This is a genomic window from Bacillus sp. ATD, from assembly GCF_050585765.1.
GTDB lineage: Bacteria > Bacillota > Bacilli > Bacillales > Bacillaceae > Bacillus > Bacillus stercoris.
The window spans coordinates 179,766-198,136 of the sequence record NZ_JBOBQH010000002.1; the positions used below are offsets into that span (position 1 = coordinate 179,766).

Genomic DNA, 18,371 nt, shown 5'->3' on the forward strand with positions numbered 1-18,371 from the left:
CACTTATTATAAAAGGAAGGAGGGATACACAGCCCTTGCTTCAAATCAAAGGATTCCGTGCTGTTCTTTTGAGTATATTTTTACTTTCTTTATTTGGCGTACAGCTGAACGCAAAAGCAGAAAAACAAACTGTATATGTGATCCCGGTTGAGAAAAATGTCGAACAGGGTCTCGCCTCGTTTTTGTCCCGTTCGTTACAAGATGCAAAGGATGCACATGCAGCCCATATTATTCTTGATATCAATACACCGGGGGGATTAGTCAAATCTGCTATTGATATGGCGGATGTGATCACCGAAAGCGAGATCCCCGTAACTGCATATGTAAACAAACGCGCGTTGTCTGCTGGTGCATACATTGCGCTGCAAGCCGATCACATTTATATGGCGCCTGGCGGAAAAATGGGAGCCGCCGCGATTATTGATGGCCAAGGCAATGCCGCTGACCAAAAAGCTGAATCACTTTGGCTGGCAGAGATGGAAGATGCCGCAGTGAAAAATAATCGCGATCCAAAATATGCGCTCGCAATGGCTGACCCGGATATAGATGCCAAGGAAGTCGGCGCGCCTAAGGGAGATCTGCTGACACTTAACGCAGACAAGGCGAGGGAGGTAGGCTATTCAGAAGGCACTGCTGACAATGTATCCGCGCTCGTAAAGAAGCTTGGGTTCGAAAAAGCGCAGATCAGCTATGCAAAGGAAAGCTTTGCGGAAAAAACAGCAAGATGGCTGACGAGTCCGGTCATTGTCCCCATTCTGCTGACTATCGCTTTTTTAGGTCTGACAGTAGAGCTTTTTTCCCCGGGTGTCGGCCTCCCTGGAACGGCTGGATTCATTGCGTTATTGCTGTTTTTCTACGGTCATCTCGCAGCAGGCCTTGCCGGGTATGAGACGGTTCTCCTCTTTATCGCAGGGGTGATCCTCATCCTGCTTGAGATTTTCCTTCCTGGAGGAATCATTGGTTTACTTGGCTTGGGATCGATTATTGTGAGCCTGTTTTTAGCCGCGGGGAGCTTCACTGTCATGGCGGTTTCTCTCTTGATCGCCACAGCTGTTTCAATTACAGCTTTTATTTTACTGACAAGGGTGTTGGGAAAGCGTATGAAATTCTTTAGAAAATTGATATTAAATGATTCTACAAATACCGAGAGCGGCTACGTATCAAATCAAACGCGGACGGACCTAATGGGAAAGGTGGGTATAACCTCTACACCGCTGCGTCCTTCCGGTACCGTCATTATTGACGATGAACGCCTTGACGTTGTTTCGGAGGGATCGTTTACAGAAAAAGATAAGAAAGTAAAAGTGATTAAAGTAGAAGGCTCACGTATTGTCGTGAGAGAAATTTAAATAGAAACGAGGAGAAGTTATATGGATCCGTCAACATTTATGATTCTGGCAATTGTCGCAGTCGCGATCATTGTTTTGGCTGTATTTTTTACATTTGTGCCTGTAATGCTTTGGATTTCAGCTTTAGCAGCCGGAGTGAAAATCAGCATTTTCACCCTGGTTGGGATGAGGCTTCGCCGCGTCATACCGAATCGGGTTGTTAACCCGCTGATTAAAGCGCATAAAGCGGGACTTAATGTTGGAACAAACCAGCTTGAAAGCCACTACCTGGCCGGAGGTAATGTTGACAGAGTTGTCAACGCGCTTATCGCCGCCCAGCGAGCTAACATTGAACTCACATTCGAGCGCTGTGCTGCCATTGATCTTGCCGGCCGGGATGTATTGGAAGCTGTTCAAATGAGCGTTAATCCTAAGGTCATTGAAACGCCGTTCATTGCCGGTGTGGCCATGGACGGTATTGAAGTGAAAGCGAAAGCGAGAATCACAGTAAGAGCGAATATCGAACGTCTCGTCGGGGGAGCGGGGGAAGAAACCATTGTTGCCCGTGTCGGTGAAGGGATCGTCTCTACAATCGGTTCATCCGAAAATCACAAAAAAGTGCTTGAAAACCCCGACATGATTTCTCAGACGGTACTAGGAAAAGGATTGGACTCAGGAACGGCATTTGAAATTCTCTCGATTGATATTGCTGATGTTGACATCGGTAAAAACATCGGTGCGATTTTACAAACTGATCAGGCCGAGGCTGATAAAAACATCGCGCAGGCAAAAGCGGAAGAACGACGTGCAATGGCTGTCGCTCAAGAACAGGAAATGCGCGCCCGCGTAGAAGAAATGCGCGCGAAAGTGGTAGAAGCCGAGGCGGAAGTGCCGCTTGCGATGGCGGAAGCCTTGCGTGAAGGGAATATTGGCGTCATGGATTACATGAATATCAAGAACATTGATGCTGACACAGATATGCGTGATTCATTCGGCAAGCTGACGAAAGACCCGTCGGATGAAGACCGCAAATCATAATCTCTCTAAGAAGGGAGAACGCTGATGGAAGATCTACTGACAAATCCGCTTATTATTGCAGCGATCATCGGAATTATTTCTGCGATTTTCGGCAAAAAGAGCAAAGAAGAAAAGCAAAACAGCCAAAAAAGAAAAATACCTCAACAGGTGCAAACTGCTTCCCCTCAAAAGAAGCAGTCAAAAGAAGAAGCTCCTGCACCTATCCCTAACCGCATGGAACAGGCAAGACGGGAAGCGGAAGAAAGACGCAGGGAAACAGAAAGAAATCTGAAAGGGCTGGAACGAGATCTTGCTGCTGCCAAACAAAAAGCGGTATACACAAAACAAAAAATGCTCCAGGTGAATAAAGACACCGTGGTACAGGGGATCGTTCTAGGAGAGGTATTCGGACCTCCAAGGGCGAAAAAACCTCATCATACGATGCGCCCGGCCCGTAAAAATTAAAGTGTTAGAACCTCCTTTCAAATCATACATATGAGATGAAAGGGGGTTCTTTTTGTATGGGGCAAAGAAAGAATCGTGTGAAAGCTTGGCTGACAAGAGCATTGGAAATTCCCCCGGACGTTATGATGGATCTGCCGAGGATTACAATGGTTGGCAGACTTCATATCTACATAGAAAACCACAGAGGCCTTTTGCTTTTCAGCGAGAATGAAGTGAGGCTGATGCTGAAGCAGGGCCAGTGCATCATATCTGGTAAAAACTTTGTCATCAAGGCGATTCTTCCGGAAGAAATACTTTTGGAGGGTACGATTGATGTCGTTCGATATGTTGAGTCATAAAGCCGAGGGGGAAATGTTGTGAAAAATAAATGGCTGTCTTTTTTTTCGGGTAAGGTCCAGCTTGAATTGACGGGAAGAGGGATTGAGCGGCTCCTTAATGAATGCACAAGACAGGGGATTCCAGTCTTTCATGTCAAAAAAAAGAAAGAAGCCGTATCGTTATATATACAGCTTCAGGATGTACATGCCTTTCGGCGGGTGAGAAGTAAATTTAAATGTAAAGCCCGATTTATCAATCGGAAGGGATTTCCCTTCCTGTTGCTGAAATCAAAACTGAATATAGGGTTTACGATCGGTTTTGCGATTTTTTTCATCCTTTTGTTTTTGCTTTCCAATATGGTGTGGAAAATTGATGTGACAGGCGCTAAGCCTGAAACAGAGCATCAAATGAGGCAGCATCTTAATGAAATCGGCGTCAAAAAGGGCCGTCTGCAGTTTTTAATGATGTCGCCCGAAAAAATACAGAAATCATTAACCAATGGAATAGACAATATCACCTGGGTCGGCGTTGATCTGAAGGGGACGACCATTCACATGAAAGTCGTGGAGAAAAATGAGCCCGAAAAAGAAAAGTATGTTAGCCCGCGCAATATTGTCGCCAAAAAGAAAGCAACGATTACGAGAATGTTTGTGCAAAAAGGGCAGCCCATGGCCGCCATACACGACCACGTTGAAAAGGGACAGCTGCTTGTTTCTGGGCTGATCGGCAGTGAAGACCATCAGCAGGAAGTCGCCTCAAAAGCAGAAATTTACGGAGAAACCTGGTATAGATCAGAAGTGACAGTTCCGCTTGAAACATTATTTAACGTCTATACGGGCAAAGTAAGGACAAAGCACAAGCTTTCTTTTGGCTCGTTGGCAATCCCGATCTGGGGGATGACGTTTAAAAAAGAGGAATTGAAGCATCCAAAAACAGAACAAGAAAAGCACTCGCTTCATTTTCTCGGATTTAAGCTCCCTGTATCCTATGTCAAAGAGCAAACAAGAGAAAGTGAAGAGGCTTTGCGAAAATATACGAAAGAAGAAGCAGTTCAAGAAGGCATTAAATTGGGTAAACAGGATGTAGAGGATAAAATAGGCGAAAACGGCGAGGTGAAAAGTGAAAAAGTTTTGCACCAGACTGTTGAGAATGGTAAAGTAAAGTTGATTATTCTCTACCAAGTTATAGAAGATATCGTTCAAACCACACCTATTGTCAGGGAGACTGAAGAATGACAGAACATTTACTTGCGATGAATCAAAAACTGAAAAACCCGGACGAGGCGCTTTCACTCTTCGGGAACCAAGATTCTTTTTTGAAATTGATGGAGAAAGATCTGAATGTAAATATCATTACGCGCGGCGAGACGATTTATGTTTCAGGCGATGATGAATCGTTTCAGATTGCAGACAGGCTGCTGGGATCACTCCTCGCTTTAATTCGCAAGGGGATAGAGATCTCTGAACGTGATGTGATTTACGCCATCAAAATGGCAAAGAAGAATGAACTTGAATACTTTGAAAGCATGTATGAAGAAGAAATTACAAAAAACGCAAAAGGAAAATCAATCCGTGTAAAAACAATGGGACAGCGGGAATACGTGGCCGCTATGAAGCGGAATGACCTTGTATTCGGCATTGGTCCGGCGGGAACCGGGAAAACGTACCTGGCTGTCGTAAAAGCAGTCCATGCTTTAAAAAACGGACATATTAAAAAAATCATTTTAACAAGGCCTGCCGTGGAAGCCGGTGAAAGCCTCGGTTTTCTCCCAGGTGACCTAAAAGAAAAAGTAGATCCTTATTTGCGCCCGCTGTATGACGCTCTCCATGATGTGCTTGGGGCAGATCATACAGAACGTCTGATGGAAAGGGGCATCATTGAAATTGCTCCGCTTGCATATATGAGGGGACGGACGCTTGATGATGCTTATGTTATACTTGATGAAGCACAGAATACCACGCCTGCTCAAATGAAAATGTTTTTGACGAGACTGGGTTTTGGCTCTAAAATGATCATTACAGGTGACGTTAGCCAAATTGACCTGCCGAAAGGCGTCAAATCGGGACTTGCAGTAGCGAAGGAGATGCTGAAAGGAATAGACGGCATTTCTATGATTGAGCTAGACCAGACAGACGTGGTCAGACATCCGCTTGTTGCGAAAATTATTGAAGCATACGATAAGCAAAATTAATGCTGAATGACCCGATCGCGCGTTATCGGGTCATTTTTATGATTGCTTGTGGGCTTGATGTTTCAAGAGGAGGTTCTTGTGTTGAAAAAGAAGGCTAAGACCAAAAGCAGCTCAAAAAAATGGAGCAATTTTAAAAATGCCCGCTCCATGCATGTACTGCTGTATCTTCTGCTGGCTGCCATTATGTTTGCTTTGCTCTTTGTACATGTTAAGCCGGAAACACTTGATTTAGACCTGTTTTCAGTCAGCGACAAGACCATTTATGCTCCGGCAACCGTGGAAGATCAAAAAGCCACGGAGGAAAAAAAGCAAGCCGCTGAGGACGCGGTTGAGGATCAATATACATTAAAAAAAGAATACACAGATAATCGGATAGACCTTGTGTCATCAATATTCGACAGTATCAGTGAAGTGAAAAAATCATCGGAAGAAGGCAGCAAATCCCCATCGGAAAAATCAATGGTCAAATCCGTAAAGGATAAATTGACATCAGATGTGAATGATTCTATATCGGAGGATTCCATCAAGACATTGCTGAAAGCAGACAGTGAAGACTTTTCTTTTGTCAGAGATACGGTCATTACCGCGGTAAATACGGTCATGAGCAGTGAAATCCCTTCGGATAAACTATCTGATGCAAAGGATAAGGTAGAAAAAGAGCTAAAAAGCAATTCTATTCCTTCTAAATACTTGGGAGCTGCGACAGAAATCGGGCGTTTTGCTATTATTCCGAATTACGTCTTCGATCCGAAAGCAACAGAGGCAAAACGGCAGGAAGCCTCAGATAATGTCCAGCAGGTTCAAATCAAACAGGGGCAAGTGCTCGTGGAAGAAAATGACCTCATTGATCGGGAAGTGTACAGAAAACTTGAGCTGACCGGGTTATTAAATAACTCAAATCTCTTTAAACCGATCAGCGGGCTATTGATTATGATCGGACTTTTCATTGCAACACTTGTATATTATTTTGAAAAACAGAAACAAAATCTGAAGTTTAAAAACCAATCCATTCTGTTATTCTCCATAATCACAACACTTTTGCTTGTGATCATGGAGGTTGTCAGTTTGTTTCAGAAGATGGAGTATAATAATATCGGCTATCTGGTCCCCATTGCGGCCGGCGCCATCTTAATCAAACTGCTGATGAATGAACGCATTGCCATTTTGGGAAGTATCATTCTTGCGATTTGCGGAAGTATGATGTTTAATCAGGGTGTGACAGGAACATTCAATTATGTCATAGGGATTTATTATTTGATCAGCGGCATTTCAGGTGTATTATTTTTAGGAAAACACAATGCAAGATCAAAGATTTTGCAGACCGGACTTTTCGTGGCGTTTATTAATATGGTTGTCGTTCTATCCTTATTATTGATCCAGAACACTGCGCTGTCGGGTCTTGAAATCGGCACGTTAATGCTCATGGGGGTTGTGTCGGGGTTTGCTTCATCTGTATTGATCATCGGCCTGATGCCGTTTTTTGAGACGGGCTTTGGCATTTTATCCACCATGAGGCTGCTCGAGCTGTCTAATCCTAACCATCCGCTATTGCGCAAAATACTGACAGAAACACCAGGTACATATCATCACAGTGTAATGGTTGCCAATTTATCAGAGGCAGCCTGTGAAGCGGTTGGGGCTAATGGTTTGCTTGCAAGAGTCGGCGCATATTATCACGATCTCGGAAAAACAAAGCGCCCGCAATATTTTATTGAAAACCAAATGAATATTGACAATCCGCATGACAAGCTGTCACCTCAGCTGAGTAAAAATATTATCATCTCGCATACGACTGACGGTGCGAACATGCTGAGAAGCTATAAATTTCCGAAAGAGCTTGTCGATATTGCCGAGCAGCATCATGGAACCTCGCTTTTAAAGTTTTTTTACTATAAGGCGAAGGAAAAAGGCGACCAGATTACAGAGGAAGAGTTCCGTTATCCGGGGCCGAAGCCGCAGTCAAAGGAAGCCGCAATTATATCAGTGGCCGACAGTGTTGAAGCGGCCGTCAGATCCATGCATAACCCAAATCCTGAACGAATTGAAAAGCTTGTCCGGGGTATTATATCCGATAAGCTTCAGGACGGACAGTTCAGTGAATGCGATTTGACATTTAAAGAGCTGGATACAATCGCAAAAACGCTCTGTGCAACATTAAAAGGAATTTTCCACTCCCGGATTGAATATCCGGAGGCTACTAAGAAGGTGAAATAGATGAGTTTACTGATTGATATCGTTGATGAAACAGGAAGCGTCTCAGAAGAGATGCTCAAAGAAGTAGAAAATCTGCTTCAATTTGCTGCTGAGCGTGAAGGCGTTCAGGATCAGGCTGAGGTTTCTGTCACGATCGTTACCAATGATGACATACAGCAGATTAACAAAGAATACCGGGGAAAGGATACACCGACAGATGTCATCTCATTTGCTCTTGAAGAAGAGGGAGAAGGCGAGGTCGAAATCGTGGGCGCGGAGATGCCTCCGGTTTTAGGTGATATTATCATCAGTGCCGATCGCACAAGAGAGCAGGCAGAGGAGTATAATCATTCTTTTAAAAGAGAGCTCGGATTTCTTGCCGTACACGGATTTCTGCACCTTTTAGGATATGACCATATGACGAAAGAGGAAGAAGAGGAGATGTTTACTAAGCAAAAGGATTTGCTGGACGCTTATGGACTCAAGAGATCATAGAAATGAGCTGAAGCGATTCTACAAAAGCTTCGTGCATGCAGGCCGGGGAATCTGGAAAACAGCGCGGACGGAGCGGAATTTCCAATTTCATGCCGCAGCCGCCTGCGTTGTTCTCATTTGCGGCTTCCTTGTAGGACTCAGCACGATAGAGTGGGTGATTATATTCCTTTTGATTGGCGGAATGTTTTCGCTTGAGCTTTTAAATACAGCCGTTGAACATACGGTTGATTTAATAACTGACAAACATCACCCTCTTGCTAAAGCGGCCAAGGACGCTGCCGCCGGGGCTGTTTGCGTTTTTGCCGTCATTTCGTGTATCATTGGTTTACTTATTTTTTTGCCAAAGCTGTAATGGCTGAAAATTCTTACATTTATTTTACATTTTTAGAAATGGGCGTGAAAAAAAGCGCGCGATTATGTAAAATATAAAGTGATAGCGGTACCATTATAGGTAAGAGAGGAATGTACACATGAACAGACAAGAATTAATAACAGAAGCTTTAAAAGCGCGTGATATGGCATATGCGCCGTATTCTAAGTTTCAAGTAGGAGCCGCTCTTCTTACCAAGGATGGAAAAGTGTACAGAGGCTGCAACATTGAGAACGCTGCATACAGCATGTGCAATTGCGCTGAGCGTACCGCTTTATTTAAAGCTGTTTCTGAAGGGGATACAGAGTTTCAGATGCTGGCCGTTGCGGCTGACACCCCTGGACCGGTATCTCCGTGCGGAGCCTGCCGCCAGGTGATTTCTGAGCTTTGCACAAAGGACGTTGTTGTCGTACTGACTAATTTACAAGGACAAATAAAAGAAATGACTGTGGAAGAATTACTGCCAGGCGCATTTTCATCGGAGGATTTACATGACGAACGAAAGCTTTAAATCAGGATTTGTATCCATTATTGGAAGACCAAACGTAGGAAAGTCTACATTTTTGAACAGAGTCATAGGGCAAAAAATCGCGATCATGAGCGATAAGCCCCAAACGACGAGAAACAAGGTGCAAGGGGTATTAACGACAGGCACATCACAAACCATTTTTATTGACACACCAGGGATTCATAAACCTAAGCATAAGCTCGGGGACTTTATGATGAAAGTGGCGCAAAATACATTAAAAGAAGTTGATTTGATCTTGTTTATGATCAATGCCGAGGAAGGCTACGGGAAAGGCGACGAATTCATCATTGAGAAATTGCAGCAGATGTCTACGCCTGTATTTTTAATCGTAAACAAAATTGATAAAATTCATCCCGACCAATTGCTTTTGTTAATTGACGAATACCGCGGACGTTATCCTTTTAAGGAAATTGTTCCGATTTCTGCTCTAGAAGGAAATAACATCGAAACATTGCTCGCTCAGATTGAAGCGTATTTGCCGGAAGGGCCGCAATTCTATCCGAGTGATCAGGTCACCGACCACCCAGAGCGATTTATCATTTCTGAATTAATCAGGGAAAAGGTGCTGCATTTGACGAGAGAAGAAATCCCGCACAGCATTGCGGTGGCCATCGAATCCATCAAAGGGCAGGACAACGGTTCTGTGCATGTAGCGGCAACGATTGTGGTCGAGCGGGATTCCCAGAAAGGCATCGTGATTGGTAAAAAAGGAAGCCTTCTGAAAGAGGTCGGAAAAAGAGCGAGGGCGGATATTGAAGCACTGTTAGGCTCCCGTGTCTACCTTGAATTGTGGGTGAAAGTGCAGAAAGATTGGCGCAATAAAATGTCCCAGCTTCGCGATTTTGGCTTTAAAGAGGACGAATATTAATCTCTTGCCGTGTGGGACATTATCTCACAGGAACAGGGATACATTAGCAAATTTTGTTTAACATGAAATGGAGGACATCTGGTCAAGATAAAGGTAAGAATTTGGAATTTAGGTAAGCTAGTTTAACTACAGAAAGGTGGGTTTCTTGTGTTGAATTTTACCTGGAACGTATTTTCTCAAACAGGAAATGTTGATACGTATCTTCTTTTTAAAGAACTGGAAAAAGAGAACATGGAAAGACCCGAAGAACTAGAAGATGAGCTAGCCCGATTTGATTATCCAATTTTATAAACCTCTTGGCCGCTCCTGCTTTAGGAAGGTGCGGAAATGCTGACAAAATGTGAAGGGATCGTTCTTCGCACAAATGATTACGGAGAGACGAATAAAATCGTAACATTACTGACAAGAGAACACGGAAAAATAGGTGTTATGGCACGAGGCGCCAAAAAACCGAACAGCCGTTTATCAGCAGTCAGCCAGCCCTTTTTGTATGGTTCATTTTTAATGCAAAAAACATCAGGCCTCGGAACGCTTCAGCAGGGGGAAATGATCCTCAGCATGAGAGGCATCAGGGAAGACTTGTTTTTAACAGCCTATGCCGCATATATTGCTGAATTAGTCGACAGAGGCACAGAGGAAAGAAAGCCAAATCCTTATTTATTTGAATTTATATTAGAATCACTAAAACAGCTGAATGAAGGAACAGATCCGGATGTTATCACCTTCATTGTTCAAATGAAGATGCTCGGTGTCATGGGGCTGTATCCTGAGCTGAATCATTGTGTACATTGTAAAAGCCAAGACGGAACTTTTCATTTTTCTGTCCGTGATAATGGTTTTATATGCCATCGCTGTTTTGAAAAAGATCCTTACAGGATTCCGATTAAACCGCAAACAGCAAGGCTGTTGAGACTCTTTTATTACTTCGATCTGTCGAGGCTGGGCAATGTGTCCTTAAAAGAGGAAACAAAAGCTGAATTAAAGCAAGTGATTGATTTGTATTACGAAGAATATTCAGGGTTATATTTAAAATCAAAGCGCTTTTTAGATCAAATGGAAAGCATGAAACATCTTATGGGTGAAAACAAAAGTTGACATTTGGTCCATCTTTTTATATGATCATTTATTATAAAATATGTTGCAGTGAGAGAAAGAAGTACTTGCGTTTACCTCATGAAAGCGACCTTAGGGCGGTGTAAGCTAAGGATGAGCACGCAACGAAAGGCATTCTTGAGCAATTTTAAAAAAGAGGCTGGGATTTTCTTCTCAGCAACTAGGGTGGAACCGCGGGAGAACTCTCGTCCCTATGTTTGCGGCAGGCAAGCATAGAGACGGGAGTTTTTTGGTTGCTGCCGCAGTCATTTTATGAAAGAAAAGTGGAGGTGCTTGAAATGAATATTCAAGACATGATTCTTACCTTGCAAAAGCATTGGTCCAGTCAGGGCTGTGTGCTTATGCAGGCTTACGATGTAGAAAAAGGAGCCGGCACGATGAGCCCGTATACATTTTTGCGCAGCATCGGCCCTGAGCCGTGGAAAGTGGCTTATGTAGAGCCTTCAAGACGCCCTGCAGACGGCCGATACGGGGAGAACCCAAACAGATTGTATCAGCATCATCAGTTCCAGGTCATTATCAAACCGTCTCCTGATAACATTCAAGAGCTGTATTTAGATTCCTTGCGGGCTCTCGGAATTGATCCGCTTGAGCACGATATTCGTTTTGTTGAAGACAACTGGGAGAATCCGTCTTTAGGCTGTGCGGGTCTTGGCTGGGAAGTATGGCTTGACGGAATGGAAATTACACAATTTACGTATTTCCAGCAGGTCGGAGGACTTGAATGTAAACCGGTTTCAGTAGAAATTACGTACGGAATTGAGCGTCTCGCGTCTTATATCCAGGATAAAGAAAACGTGTTTGACTTGGAATGGACGTCAGGGTTTACAGTAAAAGATTTATTCATGATGGCTGAATATGAGCATTCTGTTTATACGTTTGAAACATCAGACGTCGATATGCTGTTCCAATTGTTCAGCACATATGAAAAAGAAGCGATCAAGCAAATGGATAACGGACTTGTTCATCCAGCATATGACTATGTGCTGAAATGCTCGCACACCTTCAACCTGCTTGACGCCAAAGGTGCGATCTCTGTTACCGAGCGGACGGGCTATATCGCAAGAGTGCGGAATTTAGCTAGAAAAGTAGCAAAAACCTATTATGAGGAACGAGAAAAACTAGGGTTCCCAATGCTTAAAGGGGAGGGTTCTTCTCATGAGTAAACAGGATTTACTTTTAGAGATCGGATTAGAGGAAATGCCGGCGCGCTTTTTGAATGAAAGCATGGTTCAGCTTGGCGAGAAGCTGACAGGCTGGCTTAACGAAAAAAATATTACTCACGGTGAAGTGAAGCTCTTCAATACACCGAGACGTCTTGCTGTGTTCGTTAAGGATGTTGCAGAAAAGCAGGATGATATAAAAGAGGAAGCAAAAGGACCTGCGAAAAAAATTGCCCTAGATGCAGACGGAAACTGGACAAAAGCGGCAATCGGATTTTCAAAAGGCCAAGGCGCGAATGTGGAAGACCTGTACATCAAAGAAGTAAAAGGCACAGAGTATGTATTCGTGCAAAAATTCCAAGCCGGCCAAGAAACGAAATCGCTGCTGCCAGAACTAAGCGGTTTAATTACAAGCTTGCATTTCCCGAAAAACATGCGCTGGGGAAATGAAGATTTGCGTTATATCCGACCAATCAAATGGATTGTCGCTTTATTTGGACAGGATGTCATTCCATTTTCGATCACAAACGTTGAATCTGGACGAACAACACAGGGACACCGTTTTCTCGGACATGAAGTATCAATTGAATCACCTTCAGCTTATGAAGAGCAGCTGAAAGAACAGCATGTTATTGCTGATCCTACCACCCGGAAGCGAATGATTCAATCTCAGCTGGAGGCAATGGCTGCTGAAAACAATTGGAGCATTCCGGTTGACGAAGACCTTCTTGATGAAGTGAATCATTTAGTAGAATACCCGACAGCTCTTTACGGTTCATTTGAATCTGAGTTTCTGTCAATTCCTGAGGAAGTGCTTGTCACGACAATGAAAGAGCATCAGCGCTACTTCCCTGTCAAAGACAAAAACGGTGACTTGCTTCCTCACTTTATCACAGTCCGAAACGGCAACAGCCACGCGATCGAAAATGTGGCCCGAGGCAATGAAAAGGTGCTGCGCGCGCGTTTGTCTGATGCTTCATTCTTCTACAAGGAAGATCAGAAACTGAACATTGATGCAAACGTGAAGAAGCTTGAAAACATTGTGTTCCATGAAGAGCTTGGTTCTCTAGCTGATAAGGTTAGAAGAGTCACATCAATCGCAGAGAAGCTTGCCGTTCGTCTCCAGGCTGATGGAGATACGTTAAAACATGTGAAGCGAGCTGCTGAAATTTCTAAATTCGACCTTGTCACGCATATGATATATGAATTCCCTGAACTTCAAGGAATTATGGGCGAAAAGTATGCGAGAATGCTTGGTGAAGATGAAGCTGTGGCTGCGGCAGTCAATGAACATTATATGCCTAGATCAGCTGGCGGAGAAACGCCTTCTACTTTTACAGGAGCTGTTGTAGCAATGGCGGATAAGCTTGACACAATCGCTTCATTCTTCTCAATCGGCGTTATTCCGACCGGTTCTCAGGACCCTTACGGACTGCGCCGCCAGGCAAGCGGTATTGTTGCGATTCTTCTTGACCGCAACTGGGGAATTTCATTTGAAGAGCTGCTTACTTTCGTTCAAACTGATAAAGAAAATGAACTGCTGGATTTCTTCACTCAGCGCCTGAAATATGTCTTGAATGCTGAACAAATCAGACATGATGTCATCGACGCCGTGCTGGAAAGCTCTGAGCTTGAGCCATACTCAGCGCTGCATAAAGCTCAAGTACTGGAACAAAAGCTTGGTGCACCTGGCTTTAAGGAAACAGCTGAAGCGTTAGGCCGAGTGATCTCTATCAGCAAAAAAGGAGTCCGCGCAGACATTCAGCCTGATCTGTTTGAAAATGAATACGAAGCAAAGCTGTTTGATGCCTACCAAACAGCGAAGCAAAATCTGCAGGAAAACTTCAGCAAAAAAGATTATGAGGCGGCGCTTGCTTCACTTGCAGCCTTAAAAGAACCGATCGATGCTTACTTCGACCATACAATGGTTATAGCGGATAATGAGGCATTAAAGGCAAATCGTTTAGCGCAAATGGTCAGCTTGGCGGATGAGATCAAGTCCTTTGCGAATATGAATGCCCTTATTGTAAAATAAAGAGAGAAAAGGCGGTTGCTGTGTGATCGGTAATCGTCTTTTCCCCATTTATAAGTTTTTTGTTTGATTACAAGATATTTACGCTATAATATGGATTATTATTTCTTTACATAGCTATGAAGTGAAAAGGTGGTGAGTACGATCGAACTAAATAAACGGCAAGAACATATTTTGCAGATTGTAAAAGAAAACGGGCCGATTACAGGGGAGCATATTGCAGAAAAGCTGAACCTAACCAGGGCGACATTGCGTCCGGATTTAGCCATACTCACCATGTCAGGATTCCTCGAGGCGCGCCCGAGAGTCGGTTATTTCTATACGGGAAAAACCGGCACACAGCTTTTGGCGGATAAACTCAAAAAGCTTCAGGTGAAAGACTTTCAATCTATCCCCGTAGTGATTCACGAAAACGTTTCTGTGTACGATGCGATTTGCACCATGTTTTTAGAAGATGTAGGTACTCTGTTTGTGGTGGACCGCGATGCTGTTTTAGTCGGGGTGCTTTCACGAAAGGACTTGCTCAGAGCGAGCATTGGCCAGCAGGAGCTTACATCGGTCCCTGTTCACATCATCATGACAAGGATGCCGAACATTACGGTGTGCAGACGTGAGGATTATGTAATGGACATTGCAAAGCACTTAATAGAAAAACAAATTGATGCGCTGCCTGTCATCAAAGATACCGATAAAGGCTTTGAAGTGATCGGCAGAGTGACAAAAACAAATATGACAAAAATACTTGTCAGTTTATCTGAAAATGAAATCCTATAAGATTGCAAACTAACGGGGGGATAATATGAATAACCGCATCATCTATGTTGTATCGGATTCCGTCGGTGAAACGGCCGAATTGGTAGTAAAAGCAGCACTCAGCCAATTTAACGGATCGGCGGATGATACACATGTAAGAAGAATTCCTTATGTTGAAGATATAGGCACTATCAATGAAGTGATTTCACTTGCAAAGGCAGACGGCGGCATTATCTGTTTTACACTCGTGGTGCCGGAAATCAGAGAATATTTGATAGCCGAAGCGGAAAAAGCAAATGTTTTATATTATGATATTATCGGCCCGTTAATTGATAAAATGGAAACGGCCTACGGTTTAACAGCGAAATACGAACCGGGGCGGGTCCGCCAGCTTGATGAAGATTATTTCAAAAAAGTGGAGGCCATCGAGTTTGCAGTTAAATACGATGATGGACGTGATCCAAGAGGGATTTTAAAAGCTGATATCGTTTTGATCGGCGTCTCAAGAACGTCTAAAACACCGCTGTCTCAATATCTCGCACACAAGCGCCTGAAGGTTGCCAATGTTCCGATTGTACCTGAGGTTGATCCACCGGAAGAACTTTTTAACGTTGATCCGAAAAAATGCATCGGCTTAAAGATTAGCCCTGATAAACTGAATCATATCAGAAAAGAACGCTTAAAATCACTCGGGCTTAATGATAAAGCGATTTATGCAAATATCAACCGAATCAAAGAGGAACTGGAGTATTTCGAAAAGATTGTGGATCGGATCGGCTGCCAGGTTGTTGATGTTTCAAATAAAGCGGTTGAGGAAACAGCGAATATTATCCATCATCTCAAAACAAAAAACTTATAACTCAGGACGCTCTATCCTGGGTTTTTGGCTATGCCAAAAGGGAATAATGAAAAACAATAGCTTCTTTGTGAAGTTTGTATTATAATAAAAAATTGTGATAAAATGATTAATTTTAGGTTTAAGGATCGTGTGATACGAATAAACTATTATGGGTAAGATGTCAAGAATTTCTCCCGGAAATTTTTCGACAAATTCATATACATCCACGATAATAAAGGATGTGCGATTTTGCTTGCTTTTATGCAGGAGTTTAATGGAGGGATGGAGAATTACTCTTCTTAATGAACAAGAAAAGACGATTTTTGTCGATGCTGATGCTTGTCCGGTAAAAGATGAAATTTTACAAACAGCATCCGAGTATGAAGTTCAAGTTCTTTTTGTCGCTTCATTTGAACATTATCAGCTTTCCAGAAGCAATGAAGAAAAATGGAAGTATGTTGATCCTCATAAAGAAGCTGCTGATTTATATATCGCAAATCACGTAAAACCGGGAGATATTGTTGTGACGCAGGACATCGGATTAGCATCTCTGCTGTTGAACAGAAATGTCTCTGTTATGTCGGAAAGAGGTCGTCTTTACAAAGAAGACACGATTGATTTTGCTCTTGAGAGCCGTCATTTTTCCGGCAAACAAAGGAGAAAAGGCGTATACGCCAAAGGGCCTAAAAAATTGAATAAAGAAGATCGAGAACGATTTATTACACTGCTGCAAAAAATCCTGTCGAACGATGAAGGGATTTTGCACTAAAGCATCGAATAATGTACGACGGAGTGTTATAAGATGGGAAATCGGATACCAGATGAAATTGTGGATCAGGTGCAAAAGTCGGCAGATATCGTTGAAGTCATAGGTGATTATGTTCAATTAAAAAAGCAAGGCCGAAACTACTTTGGACTCTGTCCTTTTCATGGAGAAAGCACACCTTCGTTTTCCGTATCGCCCGACAAACAGATTTTTCATTGCTTTGGCTGCGGAGCGGGCGGCAATGTTTTCTCTTTTTTAAGGCAGATGGAAGGCTATTCATTTGCCGAGTCGGTTTCTCACCTTGCTGACAAATACCAAATTGATTTTCCAGATGATATAACAGTCCATTCCGAAGCTCGGCCAGAGTCTTCTGGGGATCAAAAAATGGCTGAGGCACATGAGCTCCTGAAGAAATTTTACCATCATTTGTTAATAAATACAAAAGAAGGTCAAGAGGCACTGGATTATCTGCTTTCCAGGGGCTTTACGAAAGAGCTGATTGATGAATTTCAGATTGGCTATGCTCTTGATTCTTGGGACTTTATCACGAAATTCCTTGTGAAGAGGGGATTTAGTGAGGCGCAAATGGAAAAAGCGGGTCTTCTGATCAGACGCGAAGACGGAAGCGGATATTTCGACCGCTTCAGAAACCGTGTCATGTTTCCGATCCATGATCATCACGGGGCTGTTGTTGCTTTCTCGGGCAGGGCTCTTGGGAGCCAGCAGCCTAAGTATATGAACAGCCCTGAAACCCCGCTTTTTCATAAAAGTAAACTGCTTTACAATTTCTATAAGGCCCGACTTCATATCAGAAAGCAGGAAAGAGCAGTCTTATTTGAAGGGTTTGCCGATGTCATATCGGCTGTAAGCTCGGGTGTAAAAGAAAGCATAGCCACGATGGGAACGTCTCTTACAGATGATCATGTCAAGATCCTGAGAAGAAACGTCGAAGAAATCATTCTTTGCTATGACTCTGATAAAGCCGGTTATGAAGCCACCTTAAAAGCTTCGGAGCTTCTGCAAAAAAAAGGATGCAAAGTCAGAGTTGCAATGATTCCTGACGGATTGGACCCTGATGATTACATCAAAAAATTCGGCGGGGAAAAATTTAAAAACGACATTATTGACGCCAGTGTCACCGTAATGGCATTTAAAATGCAATATTTCCGAAAAGGAAAGAACCTGTCCGATGAAGGCGATCGCCTGGCTTACATTAAAGACGTACTGAAAGAAATCAGCACGCTTTCAGGGTCTCTAGAGCAGGAAGTCTATGTAAAACAGCTTGCTTCAGAGTTTTCGCTTTCACAGGAGTCTTTAACTGAGCAGCTGTCTGTTTTCAGCAAGCAAAACAAACCTGCTGACAATGGCGGTGAAACAAAAACACGGCGAGCGCATTTGACGACAAAAGCAAGGCAAAAACGTTTGCGCCCGGCGTATGAAAATGCAGAAAGGCTGTTACTCGCTCACATGCTTCGAGATCGGAGCGTCATCAAAAAAGTGATTGACCGGGTAGGGTTTCAATTTAATATTGATGAGCACCGAGCATTAGCCGCTTATCTTTATGCTTTTTATGAAGAGGGAGCCGAGCTGACGCCCCAGCATCTGATGGCCAGGGTGACAGATGATCATATAAGCCAGCTCTTGTCTGATATATTAATGCTTCAGGTTAATCAAGAGCTTAGCGAAGCTGAGTTATCAGATTATGTAAAAAAAGTGTTGAATCAAAGAAATTGGTCAATGATAAAAGAAAAAGAGGCGGAAAGAGCCGAAGCCGAAAGGCAAAAAGATTTTTTAAGAGCTGCTTCTCTGGCTCAAGAAATCGTTACATTGAACCGATCTTTAAAATAACTGGAAAACTGATGAGAAGCATTTATTGGCAATGATTCCTTGCGGAGGAGCAAATAGATCGCTTAACCTCATCATGAATTGTCA

At 43.2% G+C, this 18,371-nt stretch carries 19 protein-coding genes and 1 other annotated feature; all 19 genes read left to right on the forward strand.

The window, feature by feature from the left end:
• The first annotated feature begins 35 nt into the window (after positions 1–35).
• Entirely contained in the window at positions 36–1,349 is a 1,314-nt protein-coding gene (locus ACQXR1_RS05380; protein ID WP_227098798.1) for an NfeD family protein, read from the forward strand.
• 21 nt (positions 1,350–1,370) lie between these two features.
• Positions 1,371–2,366, forward strand: coding sequence for a flotillin-like protein FloA (gene floA / locus ACQXR1_RS05385; RefSeq protein WP_014664652.1), 996 nt, complete (start codon positions 1,371–1,373; stop codon positions 2,364–2,366).
• 24 nt (positions 2,367–2,390) lie between these two features.
• Positions 2,391–2,810 (forward strand): hypothetical protein, encoded by a 420-nt coding sequence (locus tag ACQXR1_RS05390; RefSeq protein WP_014664651.1) that lies wholly within the window; start codon positions 2,391–2,393, stop codon positions 2,808–2,810.
• A gap of 56 nt (positions 2,811–2,866) precedes the next feature.
• A complete protein-coding gene (gene yqfC, locus ACQXR1_RS05395) occupies positions 2,867–3,148 on the forward strand; it encodes a sporulation protein YqfC (protein ID WP_003237082.1) in 282 nt (93 codons plus the stop codon).
• An 18-nt stretch (positions 3,149–3,166) separates the two neighbouring features.
• Positions 3,167–4,363, forward strand: a complete 1,197-nt coding sequence (gene yqfD / locus ACQXR1_RS05400) for a sporulation protein YqfD (RefSeq protein ID WP_003230033.1) — start codon at positions 3,167–3,169, stop codon at positions 4,361–4,363.
• Positions 4,360–5,319: a PhoH family protein gene (locus ACQXR1_RS05405; RefSeq protein WP_014477373.1), complete on the forward strand. Its 960-nt coding sequence runs from the start codon at positions 4,360–4,362 to the stop codon at positions 5,317–5,319. Before yqfD ends, ACQXR1_RS05405 begins: the two co-directional genes overlap by 4 nt.
• A 78-nt stretch (positions 5,320–5,397) precedes the next feature.
• Positions 5,398–7,533 (forward strand): cyclic-di-AMP phosphodiesterase PgpH, encoded by a 2,136-nt coding sequence (gene pgpH, locus ACQXR1_RS05410; protein ID WP_014664649.1) that lies wholly within the window; start codon positions 5,398–5,400, stop codon positions 7,531–7,533.
• Positions 7,534–8,007: an rRNA maturation RNase YbeY gene (gene ybeY, locus ACQXR1_RS05415; protein WP_014664648.1), complete on the forward strand. Its 474-nt coding sequence runs from the start codon at positions 7,534–7,536 to the stop codon at positions 8,005–8,007. It begins immediately after the preceding gene.
• Positions 7,988–8,359 (forward strand): diacylglycerol kinase family protein, encoded by a 372-nt coding sequence (locus ACQXR1_RS05420; RefSeq protein ID WP_069149890.1) that lies wholly within the window; start codon positions 7,988–7,990, stop codon positions 8,357–8,359. Before ybeY ends, ACQXR1_RS05420 begins: the two co-directional genes overlap by 20 nt.
• A gap of 118 nt (positions 8,360–8,477) precedes the next feature.
• On the forward strand, positions 8,478–8,888 hold the full coding sequence (locus ACQXR1_RS05425; RefSeq protein ID WP_014664646.1) for a cytidine deaminase: 411 nt from the start codon (positions 8,478–8,480) through the stop codon (positions 8,886–8,888).
• Positions 8,869–9,774: a GTPase Era gene (era, locus tag ACQXR1_RS05430; protein WP_014664645.1), complete on the forward strand. Its 906-nt coding sequence runs from the start codon at positions 8,869–8,871 to the stop codon at positions 9,772–9,774. The genes ACQXR1_RS05425 and era overlap by 20 nt, the downstream gene beginning before the upstream one ends.
• 147 nt (positions 9,775–9,921) lie before the next feature.
• Complete coding sequence (locus tag ACQXR1_RS05435; RefSeq protein ID WP_003230053.1) at positions 9,922–10,065, forward strand: YqzL family protein; 144 nt, start codon at positions 9,922–9,924, stop codon at positions 10,063–10,065.
• Between the two features lie 36 nt (positions 10,066–10,101).
• Positions 10,102–10,869, forward strand: coding sequence for a DNA repair protein RecO (gene recO / locus ACQXR1_RS05440; protein ID WP_014664644.1), 768 nt, complete (start codon positions 10,102–10,104; stop codon positions 10,867–10,869).
• Positions 10,870–10,908: 39 nt separating this feature from the next.
• Positions 10,909–11,083: a binding site (T-box leader), on the forward strand.
• An 82-nt stretch (positions 11,084–11,165) separates the two neighbouring features.
• Positions 11,166–12,053: a glycine--tRNA ligase subunit alpha gene (glyQ, locus tag ACQXR1_RS05445; protein ID WP_003226213.1), complete on the forward strand. Its 888-nt coding sequence runs from the start codon at positions 11,166–11,168 to the stop codon at positions 12,051–12,053.
• A complete protein-coding gene (glyS, locus tag ACQXR1_RS05450) occupies positions 12,046–14,085 on the forward strand; it encodes a glycine--tRNA ligase subunit beta (RefSeq protein ID WP_430771833.1) in 2,040 nt (679 codons plus the stop codon). The genes glyQ and glyS overlap by 8 nt, the downstream gene beginning before the upstream one ends.
• A 132-nt stretch (positions 14,086–14,217) precedes the next feature.
• On the forward strand, positions 14,218–14,856 hold the full coding sequence (gene ccpN / locus ACQXR1_RS05455) for a transcriptional regulator CcpN (RefSeq protein ID WP_003237058.1): 639 nt from the start codon (positions 14,218–14,220) through the stop codon (positions 14,854–14,856).
• Positions 14,857–14,881: 25 nt separating this feature from the next.
• On the forward strand, positions 14,882–15,694 hold the full coding sequence (locus ACQXR1_RS05460; protein ID WP_014664641.1) for a pyruvate, water dikinase regulatory protein: 813 nt from the start codon (positions 14,882–14,884) through the stop codon (positions 15,692–15,694).
• Positions 15,695–15,947: 253 nt separating this feature from the next.
• Positions 15,948–16,442, forward strand: coding sequence for a YaiI/YqxD family protein (locus tag ACQXR1_RS05465; RefSeq protein WP_071578553.1), 495 nt, complete (start codon positions 15,948–15,950; stop codon positions 16,440–16,442).
• A gap of 33 nt (positions 16,443–16,475) precedes the next feature.
• Positions 16,476–18,287 (forward strand): DNA primase, encoded by a 1,812-nt coding sequence (dnaG, locus tag ACQXR1_RS05470; protein ID WP_071578554.1) that lies wholly within the window; start codon positions 16,476–16,478, stop codon positions 18,285–18,287.
• Positions 18,288–18,371 lie beyond the last annotated feature (84 nt).

Coding starts and splice junctions, on each gene's coding strand:
- floA (WP_014664652.1), top strand. CDS start 1,371: ATGGATCCGTCAACATTTATGATTCTGGCAATTGTCGCAGTCGCGATC.
- ACQXR1_RS05390 (WP_014664651.1), top strand. CDS start 2,391: ATGGAAGATCTACTGACAAATCCGCTTATTATTGCAGCGATCATCGGA.
- yqfC (WP_003237082.1), top strand. CDS start 2,867: ATGGGGCAAAGAAAGAATCGTGTGAAAGCTTGGCTGACAAGAGCATTG.
- ACQXR1_RS05405 (WP_014477373.1), top strand. CDS start 4,360: ATGACAGAACATTTACTTGCGATGAATCAAAAACTGAAAAACCCGGAC.
- ybeY (WP_014664648.1), top strand. CDS start 7,534: ATGAGTTTACTGATTGATATCGTTGATGAAACAGGAAGCGTCTCAGAA.
- ACQXR1_RS05420 (WP_069149890.1), top strand. CDS start 7,988: ATGGACTCAAGAGATCATAGAAATGAGCTGAAGCGATTCTACAAAAGC.
- ACQXR1_RS05425 (WP_014664646.1), top strand. CDS start 8,478: ATGAACAGACAAGAATTAATAACAGAAGCTTTAAAAGCGCGTGATATG.
- era (WP_014664645.1), top strand. CDS start 8,869: ATGACGAACGAAAGCTTTAAATCAGGATTTGTATCCATTATTGGAAGA.
- recO (WP_014664644.1), top strand. CDS start 10,102: ATGCTGACAAAATGTGAAGGGATCGTTCTTCGCACAAATGATTACGGA.
- glyQ (WP_003226213.1), top strand. CDS start 11,166: ATGAATATTCAAGACATGATTCTTACCTTGCAAAAGCATTGGTCCAGT.
- glyS (WP_430771833.1), top strand. CDS start 12,046: ATGAGTAAACAGGATTTACTTTTAGAGATCGGATTAGAGGAAATGCCG.
- ACQXR1_RS05460 (WP_014664641.1), top strand. CDS start 14,882: ATGAATAACCGCATCATCTATGTTGTATCGGATTCCGTCGGTGAAACG.
- ACQXR1_RS05465 (WP_071578553.1), top strand. CDS start 15,948: ATGGAGGGATGGAGAATTACTCTTCTTAATGAACAAGAAAAGACGATT.
- dnaG (WP_071578554.1), top strand. CDS start 16,476: ATGGGAAATCGGATACCAGATGAAATTGTGGATCAGGTGCAAAAGTCG.